This is a genomic window from Methylobacterium sp. WL19 (assembly GCF_008040005.1).
GTDB lineage: Bacteria > Pseudomonadota > Alphaproteobacteria > Rhizobiales > Beijerinckiaceae > Methylobacterium > Methylobacterium bullatum.
This window is the reverse complement of record NZ_VRVC01000063.1, coordinates 16295-29204: the sequence shown is the minus strand read 5'-3', so window position 1 is coordinate 29204 and position 12910 is coordinate 16295. Positions and strand designations below refer to the sequence as shown.

The window sequence follows — 12910 nt, the reverse complement described above, 5'->3', positions numbered from 1 at the left end:
AAGCCGTCGGCAACCTCAAGGAGGGTGTCGGCAAGGTCACCGGCAACGACAAGCTCGTCGCCGAGGGCAAGGCCCAGGAACTCAAGGGCGAGGCCCAGCGCACCGTCGGCGAGGCCAAGGACGGTGTGGCCTCGGTCGTCGACAAGGTCACCGGCAAGCGGTGATCCCGTCCCCGAGGGAGGGCTTAGGCCCTCCCTCCGCCTCAACCTGTAGGAGACTTCCATGAATCGCGATCAGTTTCGCGGCGCATCCCGGCATCTGAAGGGACGTGCCCAATCCGCCCTCGGCGGTGTCACCGGCGATCCGGCCCGTCAGGTGCGCGGCGCCGTCAACCAGGTGGCCGGCGGCGCGCAATATGCCTACGGCCGTGCCCGCGACCGTGCCGAGGATTTGGCCCAGGATGGCCGCTATCTCGTCGGCGAAGTCCGGGACCGCGCCGGTAACCTGATCGAGGACGGACGCGGCTTCGCCCGTTATGCAGCCAAGCGCGGCACGACCTATGGCCGCCAGGCGGTCAGCTATGCCGACGACAATCGCGCATCCGCCCTGCTCGGCCTCGCGGCCGTGGCCTTCGCGGTGGGCTGGCTCGCCCGTCCCAAGCGCTGATCCCCGTCATCCGGAGACCTTCGATGATCCGCAAACTCCTGACCTTGTTCGTGCTTCCCAAAATCGTCGCCTATGTCGGACGTCGCCTCAGCGGCCGGGCCGCAGCCCCACCGCGTCGGCCCCGCTGACGACCACCCATCCGGCCCCGTCGCGGTGGATCCGTCCCTTGTCGACGGGGACGGCGCCCGCCATGCCGGCTCGCGGCGGGGGCATGATACGCCCTGTCGCCGCCGATAGGGTCGGTGTCGGGCTTGGCGGGGAGCGGTCGTTCGATCCATGAAGTTCGCCGGCCTCCTCGTCCGCCGCGAGTTCGTCTTCCTTCTGCTCGCCGTGTTCCTCGGCCTCGGGGCCGCCACGGCTTACTGGATCTCGCGGGCGACCGTCCTGACGATCGCCGTAGCCCCGAAGGACGGGACCGAGCCGGCGCTGATCCAGGCCTATGCCGATGCCCTGGCCCGGCGGCACAAGGAGATCCGGCTCAAGGTCATCGCCTTCGACGATGTGCGGGACAGTGCCGCCGCGCTCCAGGAAGGCCGCGCCGATCTCGCCGTGGTCCGTCCCGATGTCGACCTGCCCGACAATGGACTGACCCTGGCGATCCTTCGCGACCAGGCGATGATCATCGCCTCTCCCGAGCCGTCGGGGCTGACGAGCTTTCCCGATCTCGATCGGAAGCGCCTCGCGATCCTCGCGCATCGCGATGCCGACCAGGCGCTGATCAAGGCGATGGTCGGCCATTACGGCCTCACCCTTCTCGACAAGGACCCGGAAGGGCCGCTGCCACCGCGCCACGTGGCCCTCGTGGAAATGTCCGAAGCCGACCTCCCCACGGCCCTGGCCAGGAAGCGGGTCGATGCCGTGGTCTCGGTCATTTCACCGACCGCACCCACGGCGCAACGCATCGTCGGCATCGTCCAAGCGGCCAGCAAGACGCGAAAGGTCGCCTTCGTCACGGTCGAGAACGCGGATGCCATCGTCGCCCGTATGCCGCGTCTGCAATCCGTCACCATGCCGGCGGAGACCTTCGGCGGCAGTCCCAAGGTCCCGGCCGAGGACGTTCACACGGTCGGGGCGTCCTACCGCCTGATGGCGCGGGCCAGCCTGTCCCGTCCCGTCGCGGCGGACGTGACCCAGCATCTGTTCGAATTGCGCAGCGGCATGGCCAACGTGACCGCCGCCGCCGATTACGTGCAGGCGCCGAGCTACGACAGCACGGCCGGCGCGACGAGCGCGCGGTTGCCGATCCACCCCGGCGCCGTCGATTTCTTCGAGCGCGAGCAGCAGGGCTTCATCGAGCGCTACGAGACCTGGATCTATCTCGTCGCCTTCCTCGGCGGCGGCATCGGGTCTGGCGTCGCCTGGATCGGCCAGCGTCTGTCGCGGCTGCGCCGGGAACGGATCGAGGAGGCCACCGACCGCCTTCTGCAGATTCGCCAGGAAGCGCAAAGCAGCGCCGATCCTCCGCGCCTGGAACACCTCGCCCGCGAGATCGACGACCTCGCCGGCGAGATCGCCAAGCATGCCCTGGAGCGGCCGACGGAGGCCAGGACCATGTCGGCCGCCGCCATCGCCATCGATGCCGCCCGGTCGACGGTCAAACGCACGATCGCGGCCGGGCAATACGCCGCCGACGCTCCTGGCTTGGCGGGGCGCACGACATCGTCGGAGTCCAGCGCGGCGGAGTGAGGATCGGCCGGCAATCCGCATCGATCGGTGGGGGCATGAGAAAGCGCCGGCGTGTTCCGACAGCACGATCCCCAAGGCATTGATCCCGAAGGCCACGATGCCCAAGGCAAGAAAGCCCCGCGCGCCGGATCATTGGCGCACGGGGCTCGCATTGAACTGACACTCGGCCTCGAATCCTGAGCAGGGTCGCGGCGGCAAGCCATCGCTTCACCTCGCCCAGGACTTTGACGTCACGCAGGTTTCAGGACGCGAAACCCCTCAGAGCACGAAGTCGGTCGCATGCAGGGCTTCGATCGTGCCTCTCAGGACGATCTGGAAGTCCGCCTTGCCGTTTCCGTCGACGTCACCCTCGATGATCGTCGAGCTTCCAGACGTGACAGCATGGAGCTCTCCCTTGTGCTTGCCGAACGCCCCCTCGATGAAGGAGAACGATTGGTCTGTCGCGGCTCCACTCACGGCCTGGATACCGGACAGATCGATGTAATCGGCGCCCACCTTGAAGTCGAGGATCACATCGCGGTTCGCGGCACCGTTGCCGCTATCGCTCACCGTCTTGAAGACGAACGTATCGTTTCCTGCTCCCCCCGTCAGGGTGTCCTGACCCAGTCCACCGACGATCACGTCCTTGCCTGCTCCACCCACGATCGTATTGGCAAACTCGTTGCCCGTGAGCGTCAGAGCCTTGGAACCGAAAGCACGGAGAGCCTCGATCGAGACGCCCGACTCCAGCGCGTAACTGACGCTGGCGTAGACCGTGTCGGTACCGGTCGTCTCGATCACACGATCGTTCGCGTTGTCGACGTAGTAGGTATCGTTGCCGGCGCCACCGGACAGCGTGTCCGCTCCTGTCTTGCCGTCGAGGATGTCGTTGCCCGCGGTTCCGACGATCGTGTTGGCGAAGTTGTTGCCGGTCAGCGTCAGGCCCGTCGACCCCAGGCCTTCGAGCGTCTCGATTTCCTGGCCTGCTTTCAGCGTGTAGCTGACGGACGCACGGACCGTATCGTTACCGGCTGAAGCCGCCTCGGTCACCAGATCGCCGGCATTGTCGACATAGTAGATGTCGTCGCCAAGGTTGCCGAACAGAGCGTCTACGCCGCCCTTGCCATCGATGACGTCGTTGCCGGACGTTCCGACGATCCTGTTGTCGAACTCGTTACCGGTCAGGGCGAGACCGACGGTCCCGGAACCGCGGAGCGCCTCGATCTCCTGGCCTGACATGAGGGAATAGCCCACACTGGTCCGCACCGTGTCGTAGCCACCGCCAACTGCCTCGATGGTCTCGTCACCGATATTGTCGACCAGGTAGGTGTCATCACCGCCCAATCCGGTGAACCGTTCGGCTCCGATGGTGCCGCGGAACGTCTCACTGCCACTTGTGCCGGTGTAGCCATCGATATTCAGGGTACCGGCAGGATCGACCGCCGACGCGCTGACGTCGAAGGGGTTCCCGCTCAGGTCGGCGATGGAGGCTCCATTCAAGGACACGCCCGTGATTGCGAGGTCGCTGGCAATCTGGTCGACCAGCACCGTGTAGTCGAAGACGAGTTTCGTCGAGGTCGATTCCTCCGGGTTGTAGAGTGCGGTCGCGCCATTGCTCAGGGTGATCGCCAGCGCGCCGCCGTTCGCGATGGCCACGGCTTCGGACATGGTGAAGGTGAAGGACACGGTCTGACCCGTGACCAGCGTTCCCGTACCATCCGTGATGCCGGGACCGGAGGCCGCCACGCTGAGCACCGTCGGTGCCCGGGTGTCGACGGCGTAGTTCCCTGTGCTGGCCGTGCTTCCGGTGTTGCCGGCCACGTCCGTGTACGTGGTGGAGAGCGTGACGACGTTGCTGCTGTCCTCGGAGTTGGCGGCCGGGGTCAGCGTCGCGGTGTAGACGACCGACCCGTTCGGACCGGCGGTGGGGCCGCTCAGTTCGCCCAGCTCGCCATTGCCGACGACAAAGTCTCCGCGACCTAAGCCCGTGACGGCCTCCGAGAAGGTGATCGTCACGGTCGCGGTCTCGCCGGCCACCAGGGACGTATCGCTCAGCGTGATCGTGGCGGTCGGAGCCGTCCGATCGACGGTGAAGGATGTCCCCAATGTGCTCTGCTTGGTGTTTCCTGCGATATCGGTGCTGCTGGTGGTCAGCGTGTAGGTCCCGTTGGTGAGCGGTTGGAGACCCGTCTCCAGGAAGGACATGGTGAATTGGCCGCTCTCATTCGCGAGCGTCGTGCCGATGAGTTCGTCATTCAGGAACACGTCGACCGTCGCACCGGCCTCGGCGATACCGAAGAAGTCCGGCGTCGCGGTGCTGGTGATCCCGTCGCCAGGCACGCCCAGATCCGAGCCCGACGCCAGCCCGATGGTGGCCACCGTCGTCGCACGATCGATCGTGACGTTGAAGCTCTCGGTGGTGACGTTGCCGCTCGCATCCTTCACCGAAGCCGAGAACGTATATTCCCGTCCCGCAGCACCGGGCGAAGCAAGGATGGGGCTGACGTTCGTGGTGAAGGTGCCGTCGATGACCGTACCGGTCAGGGTGGTGACGGTTTCGCCATCGTAGATCACGGCGACCTCTACGGTCGCATTCTCGGCAACACCGGTCACCGATCCGCTGACCGTGAGGGTATTGTCGCGCGTGATGTTGTCGGTACCGCTTAGCCCATTGTCCGTCGAGATCGTGAGCCCGCTTATGGTGGGGGCCACCGTATCGATGGTCAGGCTCAGCTCACCGCCAGCCTTACCGGTGTTGCCGGCCTGATCGGTATAGGCGGAATTGGTACCTCCGACCGACAGTGTCGTCATGCCGGCGAAGTTCACCTTCGCCGTGAACTCGCCCGTCCAGGTAATGCCATCGGTGCTCGTCAGGGTTCCCAGCGATCCGGCATTGGCGTCGAAGATGACGTCGCCGGCGTCGAAGCTTTTGACCGCCTCCGAGAAGGTGAAGGTCACCAGCGTGGTCTTGCCGGCGACGTTCAGGCTTTGGTCCGCCGCGCTGATCGAGACCACCGTCGGGTTGACGGTATCGACCGTGACCGGAGCGGACGGGGTGGAGGTGCCGGCATTGCCGGCCAGATCCTTGAACGCCGTGAGGGTGACCTTGGCGGCGGTCGTGCTGTCGTCGGTGGTGGTGAACGTGGCGGTGGCGGAGAGCCCGTCAACGGCAATGACGATCGAGTCTGGATCGACGGTGCCGCCGGTGGCGCTCAGTTCGAGAGAGGTGGGATCGACGGCTTCCGAGAAGGTGAAGGTCACCGTCGAGGTCAGGTTGCCATCGTTGAAGCTGGTCTTGTCGAACGCGATCTCCACCGTCGGGTTGACGGTATCCACCGTGACCGGAGCGGACGGGGTGGAGGTGCCGGCATTGCCGGCCTTGTCCTTGAACGCCTCGAGGGTGACCGTGGCGTTCGTCACGCTGCTGTCGTCGGCGGTGAATGTGATCGTGGCGGTGCGCCCGTCCTCGGAGACGTCGAGCGTGTCCAGATCGATGGTGCCGCCGGTGGCTTTCACATCGAGAGAGGCGGCATCGACGGCCTCCGAGAAGGTGAAGGTGACCGTAGAGCTCCGGTTGTCGTCGTTGAAGCTGGTCTTGTCGAACGCGATCTCCACCGTCGGGTTGGCGGTATCGACCGTGACCGGAGCGGACGGGGTGGAGGTGCCGGCATTGCCGGCCTTGTCCTTGAACGTCTCGAGGGTGACCGTGGCGTTGGTCACGCTGCTGTCGTCGGCGGTGAATGTGATCGTGGCGGTGCGCCCGTCCTCGGAGACGTCGAGCGTGTCCAGATCGATGGTGCCGCCGGTGGCTTTCACAACGAGAGAGTCGGCATCGACGGCTTCCGAGAAGGAGAAGGTCACCGTCGAGGTCAGGTTGCCGTCGTTGAAGCTGGTCTTGTCGAACGCGATCTCCACCGTCGGGTTGACGGTATCCACCGTGACCGGAGCGGACGGGGTGGAGGTGCCGGCATTGCCGACGAGGTCCTTGAACGCCTCGAGGGTGACCGTGGCGTTGTTCACGCTGTTATCGTCGGCGGTGAATGTGATCGTGGCGGTGCGCCCGTCCTCGGAGACGTCGAGCGTGTCCAGATCGACGGTGCCGCCGGTGGCTTTCACATCGAGAGAGGCGGCGTCGACGGCCTCCGAGAAGCTGAAGGTGACCGTAGAGCTCCGGTTGTCGTCGCTGAAGCTGGTCTTGTCGAACGCGATCTCCACCGTCGGGTTGACGGTATCGACCGGGATCGCAGCGGACGCCGTGGACGTTCCGGCATTGCCGACGAGGTCCTTGAACGCCGTGAGGGTGACCTTGGCTGCGGTCGTGCTGTCATCGTCGGCGGTGAAGGTGACCGTGGCGGAGCGCCCGTCGTCGGCGACGAAGAGCGAGCCCGGCTCGATGCTGCCGCCGGTGGCGCTCATTTTGAGGGAGGCAGGATCGAAGGCTTCCGAGAAGGTGAAGGTGACCGTAGAGCTCCGGTTGTCGTCGCTGAAGCTGGTCTCGGCGAACGCGATCCCCACCGTCGGATTGACGGTGTCGACCGGGACCGCCGTGGACGCGGTGGAGGTCCCGGCATTGCCGGCGAGGTCCTTGAACGCCGTGAGGGTGACCTTGGCGGCGGTCGTGCTGTTGTCGTCGGCGATGAACGTGGCCGTGGCGGAGAGCCCATCTTGGGCGACGACGAGAGAGCCCGGCTCGATGCCGCCGCCGGTGGTGTTCACCATGAGGGAGGCAGGATCGACGGCTTCCGTGAAGGAGAAAGTGACCTTCGAGGTCATGTTGCCGTCGTCGAGGCTGGCATCCGCGATCACGACCGTCGCCGTCGGCGCGGTGGCGTCGACCGTGAACGTCTTGACCGTCGTGCTCAGCTTCGTGTTGCCGGCGAGGTCGGTCACGAGAGCCGTGAGGCTGTAGCTGCCATCCGTCAGGGGCGTGCCGTCCAGGTCCGAATCGGCGAAGGCCAGGGTGTAGCGACCGTTCGGATCGGCGACGGCGGTGCCGATCTCGGATCCGTCCAGGAAGAGCTGGACGGTGGCGCCGGCCTCGGCCGTGCCGGTGAAGCTCGGGGTGGTGCTGTTGGTGAGCAGATCGGTGGCACTGACGCCGGTATCGGAGGCCTCAGCCAAGCCAAAGGTCGGAAGGATTGTGCTGTTGTCCACCCGGACAGGGCTCAGATCGCTGGTGGTGGTGTTGCCGGCACTGTCCGTCGCGGTGGCGCGGAAGATGTAGCTGCCGTCCAGCAATGAGGGGGTCGACGCCGTCGTGAACGTGCCGCCGGTGACCGTGGCGACCAGCGTCACGGCGGTCCCGTTGACGAGCACGGGGTTGCCGGCCAGATCGAGCACGGCGACGGTCACGGTGGAGCCTGCCTCGACCGTGCCGCTGACCGACAGGGTTCGATCACGGGTGATGTGGTCCGAATCGCTCGCGCCGGTATCCTGCGAGATCGTCAGCAGCGCGACCGTCGGGTTGACGGTGTCGACCGTTGCGTTGTCTGACATGGAGGGGGCGTTGGCGTTGCCCGCGACATCGGTGAAGGCTCCGGCGGACACGTAGATCGAGACCGGCTCGGTGGAATTCTGATCGGCCGTGACGAAGCCGGTATAGGTCAGGCCGTCGAGGCTGGCGGTCAGATCACTGAGAGTACCGCCGTTGACCGTGACCGCGGTCTTGTCGAAGCCGGCCGAGATCTCGCTCAGGGTGATGGTCACGGCCGAGGTCGGATTGGTGGCGCTGAAGGCCGTCGAGGCCAGGTCGACGGTCACCGTCGGTGCCACCGTGTCGATGTTCAGGGTCTTCGAACCGCCGGTCGAGCCCACGTTGGAGGCAAGATCGGCATACTCCCCGATGACGGACAGGTTGGCCGAGCCGACGAAGCCATCCTGCGCCGTGAAGGTTCCCGTCCAGGTCGTGCCACCGTTGCTGCTAATCAAGGTGCCCAAGGTGCCGGCAGGAAGTCCGGAGACCTCGGGAATGAAGACGTCGCTCGCGGTGAAGCCGGTCACCGCTTCGGAGAAGGTGAAGGTCACGACCTCGGTTGTGTCGTTCAGGTTGAGATCGGCGTCGACCGCCACGATGGAGGTCACCGTCGGTGCCTGGGTGTCGACCGTTGCGGTATCGGGAACGGAGCCGAGGTTGGCGTTGCCCGCCGCATCGGTGAAGCGTCCTAGGCCCACGGAGACCGAGACCGGCGTGGTGGAGTTCGGATTGGCCGTGACGGTACCGGTATAGGTCATGCCGCCGTCGCTGGCGGTCAGATCGCCGATGCTCCCGCCGGTGATCGTGACATCGGACTTATCGAAGTCGGTCGCCGCCTCTGTCAGGGTGAAGGTCACCTGCGAGGTCGGGTTGGTGTTGCTGAAGGCCGTCGATGCCAGGTTGACGGTCACCATCGGCGCCTGCGTGTCGATGGTCAGGGTCTCCAAGCCGCCAGCCGCGCCCGGGTTGGAGGCAGCGTCGAGATAGGCACCGCTGACGGCCAGCGTGGCCGAGCCGGTCTGGCCCGCGCTCGCCGTGAAGGTGCCCGTCCAGGTGAGGCCACCGTTGGTGGTCTCCAAGTCGCCCAGCAATCCGGGACCGGTGACGAGGACATCGTCCTTGGCGAAGCCGGTCACCGCCTCGGAGAAGGTGAAGGTCACCAGCGTGGAGTTGGAGGCCGAGTTGAGCTCGGTGTCGGCCGCCACGATGGAGACAACCGTCGGCGCCACCGTGTCGACCGTGGCCGTGTCGGAGTTGGAGACGGTGTTGGAATTACCCGCCGTATCGCCGAAGGCTCCGGCGGCCACGGAGATCGAGAGCTGCGTGGTGGAATCTTCGTAGGCCGAGACAGTGCCGGTATAGGTCCCGTCGCCGTTGTTGATCAGCTCGCCGATGCTACCGCCGACGACCGTGACGTCGGAGGCATCGAAGTCGGAGCCAGGGAAGTCGGTCGAGGCCTCGCTCAGGGTGAAGGTCACCTCAGAGCTCCGGTTGGCGATGTTGAACGAATCCGCCGCCAGGGCGACGGTCACCGTCGGCGCCACCATGTCGACCGTCGCCGTGTCGACGAGGGAGGCGGCGTTGCCATTGGCCGCCGCGTCGTTGAAGCGTTCGGCGGCCACCGAGACGGAGAGCTCCCCGGTGAAGCCCTCATCGGCCGTGACGGTGCCGGTGTAGGTCAGGCCGTCGGCGCTGGCGGTCAGATCGCCGATGCTACCGCCGGTGACCGTGACGTCGGTTCGATTGAAATTGATCGAGGCCTCACTCAGGGTGAAGGTTACCGTCACGTCCGGAACGTTGACGTTGAGCGTGGCCGCCAAGATATTGATTTCCACCGTCGGCGCCACCGTGTCGACCGTCGCCGTATCGAGGTTGGAGGGTGTGTTGGCGTTGCCCGCCGCATCGGTGAAGGCTCCGGCGTCCACGAGGATCGTGACTGGCGCGGTGGAGTCCTCCTCGGCCGTGAATGTGCCGGTATAGGTCAGGCCGTCGACGCTGGCGGTCAGATCGCCGATGCTCCCGCCGGTGACCGTGACGTCGCTCTTGTCGAAGTTGTCCGAGGCCTCGCTCAGGATGAAGGTCACCTCAGAGGTCGGGCTGAGGATATTGAACGTGTCCGCCGGCATATTGACGCTCACCGTCGGCGCCACCGTGTCGACCGTCGCCGTGTCGGGGGTGGAGGCGGTATTGGCGTTGCCAGAGTAATCGACGAAGGCTCCGGCGGCCACGGAGATCGAGACCGGCGCGGTGGAGTTCGGATTGGCCGTGAATGTGCCGGTATAGATCAGGCCATTGGCGGTCAGATCGCTGATGGTACCGCCGGTGACCGTGACGTCGGCCTTATCGAAGTTTGGCGAGGGCTCGCTCAGGGTGAAGGTCACCTCCGAGGTCCCGTTGCCGATGTTAAACGCATCGCGGTCCAGGTCGATGAGCACCGTCGGCGCCCTCGTGTCGATGGACAGGGTTTGCGTATAGCCTTCCGAGCCCGGATTGGAGGCAAGATCGGCATAATACCCGGTGACGGACAGCGTGGTTGAGCCGGCGAATCCCTCCGCCGCCGTGAAGGTTCCCGTCCAGGTCTTGCCGCCGTTGCTGCCCGTCAAGGTGCCGATCTCGCCGGCACCGTCGGCGATGGAGACATCGCTCGCGTCGAAGTCTTTCACCTCCTCGGAGAAGGTGAAGGTCACCTCCGTGGTGTTGGAGGTCACGTTGAGGTCGGAGGCCACCACCTCGATGAGGGACACCGTCGGGTCGACGGTGTCGACGGTGGCGGTGTCGCTGGCGCTGATGGTGGCGGCGTTGGCGTTGCCCGCCGCATCGGTGAAGCGTCCGGCGGCCACGGAGACCGAGACCGGCGTGGTGGAGTTCGCATTGGCCGTGACGGTGCCGATATAGGTCAGGCCGTCGTCGCTGGCGGTCAGACCGTCGATGGTACCGCCGGTGACTACGATGAAGGACGCATCGAAGTCGGGCGAGGCCTCGCTGAGGGTGACGGTCACCTGCGAGGTCGGGTTGGTGTTGCTGAAGGCCGACGAGTCGAGCTCGACGATCACCGTCGGCGCCGTCTGGTCGATGGTCAGATCGAGCGAGCCACCAGCGTGACCATCCTCAAAGTTGGAATTTTTGTAACCATCGGTGACGGACAGCGTGACAGCACCATCGAAACCCGGAGCCGCATGGAAGACGGCCGTCCAGACAACACCGTCGTCGGAGGCGAAGTCGCTCACATAACCGGCATTGCCGGGGATGACGACGTCGTCCATGTCGAAGCCGTTCACCGCCTCGGAGAAGGTGAAGGTCACCTCCGTGGTGTTGGCGGTTCCGTTGAGAACATCGGCAGCTGCAGTGATCGACACTACGGTGGGGCCTAAAATGGCCATGGCGTTTCACTCCAGAGATTTGAATCGACGACGGATTTCGAGCGATCGAGCTCGGTCATAGCCAGCTAAAAACGCGGCACCATGAAGTATCATCCAGCCTTAGGCGGTTTATGCCCCATCAGACCAAATCGAAGGCTTCATCCGCATCGCATGAGCGGGAATTGCGACAGCTGGATAGAACAAAGAATCCGGTGGCACATCCCTCATATGAGTGAGGACGGGGGTGTTTATTTGATTTTCGCACCTCCCTCGTTTGAGGGATGGTGCCGATTCGAAGGTCTATGCTAGACGATTCGGATCGATGTCAGGCAACCGGCACGTGGCAATTCATGAAAACTTAATCATTCATCGGCGCGGGTTAATTTTCATGTCTTCCTGCGTGCACTTCGAGCACATTCTTCTTGGAGATTCGGAATCGGAGGAGAGTGCATGTCTCGGCATATCCGACGGACGGATCGTCGCGATCCTGGTGCGCTCGTCCGAATTTGAAAATCACGCCGAGCAGACGCAGTGGTATCTCGATAAAGGGTTCGGGTCGTGTGACCAGCAGGGCTTGATGTTTCCTTCATTGGACGCAGCAAAAAGCTGGATCACGACTCAACTGTCCATCAATTACATGTATGGCGGAATCGCCTTTATTTAGAGCGCCCGACACAACCGTTTGATCTGGTTGAGGGTGATGAGGCTGGTGAAGGCCTCGTGGATGGCGGCGCGTCGCTCATAGCGGACGGGAAGGCGGCGGAAGCTGTTGAACCAGGCGTGGGTGCGCTCCATGCCCCAGCGATGCCGACCGGGCTTCTTGCTTCTCTCGATGCCCTTCCGCGCGATGCGCGGCACGATCCCCCCCCCGCCCGGCATTCGTGCCGATTTAGAGTGCCTCACAAAACTCCCGATCACGGTCGGTTCTCCCTCGGAGTACGACGGCGCAGCGGGAGTTTGGTGAGAGACACTTAGCCGGGACGGACGCGCTATCCAGGCAAGCCCGGTTCCAGCCGATCCCCCGTGGCGTGCAGGTGGTCTGAACGGCCTATCGCCTTGCGAACCCGATATCGACCGCCACCGCCTCGAGCCGTTCGGGTTCGCGCTCCTTGCGCTCGGAATACCTGTCGACGAGGTAGTCGGCCCGCTCACGGGTCAGGAGGGTGAACTTGAACAGTTCCTCGCAGACGTCGACCACCCGGTCGTAGAGGGGGCCGGGCTTCATACGGCCGGCCTCATCGAATTCCTTGTAGGCCATGGGCACCGAGGACTGGTTCGGGATGGTGATCATCCGCATCCAGCGCCCGAGGATGCGCAAAGCGTTGACGGCGTTGAACGATTGCGAGCCGCCCGAGACCTGCATCACGGCCAGGGTCCGGCCCTGCGTCGGGCGCACCGACCCTTCCGACAGGGGCAGCCAGTCGATCTGGCTCTTGATGACGCCGGTCATGTTGCCGTGTCGTTCGGGGCTGACCCAGACGTGTCCCTCCGACCAGATCGAGAGGGCGCGCAGTTCACGGACCTTGGGGTGCTCAGGGGAAGCGTCGTCGGGCAACGGCAGGCCGCGCGCATCGTAGATCCGCACCTCGCCGCCCATGGCCTGAAGCAGGCGCGCGGCCTCGTAGGCGAGGAAGCGGCTGAACGAACGCTCCCGGAGCGATCCGTACAGGATCAGGAACCGCGGAGCGTGGGTGAACGGCGTCGGCACTTGAAGGCCGGTGCGCGTCGGGACCTCGAAGTGCCCCTCGCTCAGGTTCGGCATGCCATCGGCGAAGGGGTGTTGAGGCTTGTCCACGGCGTCGATGTC

The 12910-nt window shown here is 64.8% G+C and carries 7 protein-coding genes and 1 pseudogene; 4 read left to right on the top strand and 4 right to left on the bottom strand.

Annotated elements, in window-relative coordinates; translation table 11 throughout:
* The coding region (locus FV220_RS13910; RefSeq protein WP_147829732.1) for a CsbD family protein at positions 1-164 on the top strand (164 nt) is incomplete at its 5' end.
* 58 nt (positions 165-222) lie between these two features.
* Complete coding sequence (locus FV220_RS13905) at positions 223-606, top strand: CsbD family protein (protein WP_147832075.1); 384 nt, start codon at positions 223-225, stop codon at positions 604-606.
* A gap of 87 nt (positions 607-693) precedes the next feature.
* On the opposite strand, the gene FV220_RS26415 is transcribed toward FV220_RS13905, so the two are convergent.
* Positions 694-819, bottom strand: a complete 126-nt coding sequence (locus FV220_RS26415; protein WP_281406091.1) for a hypothetical protein — start codon at positions 817-819, stop codon at positions 694-696.
* A gap of 63 nt (positions 820-882) precedes the next feature.
* Here FV220_RS26415 and FV220_RS13900 point away from each other — a divergent pair, with 63 nt between their 5' ends.
* Positions 883-2292 carry a TAXI family TRAP transporter solute-binding subunit gene (locus tag FV220_RS13900; RefSeq protein ID WP_147832073.1) on the top strand — a complete coding sequence of 470 codons (1410 nt, stop codon included), beginning with the start codon at positions 883-885 and terminating at the stop codon, positions 2290-2292.
* Between the two features lie 258 nt (positions 2293-2550).
* Here the strand turns inward: FV220_RS13900 and FV220_RS13895 are convergent, their stop codons facing one another.
* Positions 2551-11124 carry an Ig-like domain-containing protein gene (locus FV220_RS13895; RefSeq protein ID WP_147832071.1) on the bottom strand — a complete coding sequence of 2858 codons (8574 nt, stop codon included), beginning with the start codon at positions 11122-11124 and terminating at the stop codon, positions 2551-2553.
* A gap of 301 nt (positions 11125-11425) precedes the next feature.
* Here FV220_RS13895 and FV220_RS13890 point away from each other — a divergent pair, with 301 nt between their 5' ends.
* Entirely contained in the window at positions 11426-11767 is a 342-nt protein-coding gene (locus FV220_RS13890) for a hypothetical protein (protein ID WP_147832069.1), read from the top strand.
* Here the strand turns inward: FV220_RS13890 and FV220_RS13885 are convergent.
* Positions 11764-11964: pseudogene (locus FV220_RS13885) on the bottom strand (transposase); the annotation flags it as partial. The gene FV220_RS13890 and the pseudogene FV220_RS13885 sit on opposite strands and share 4 nt — an antisense overlap.
* A gap of 187 nt (positions 11965-12151) precedes the next feature.
* Positions 12152-12898 (bottom strand): arsenical resistance protein ArsH, encoded by a 747-nt coding sequence (gene arsH / locus FV220_RS13880; protein WP_147832067.1) that lies wholly within the window; start codon positions 12896-12898, stop codon positions 12152-12154.
* Between the last annotated feature and the right edge of the window lie 12 nt (positions 12899-12910).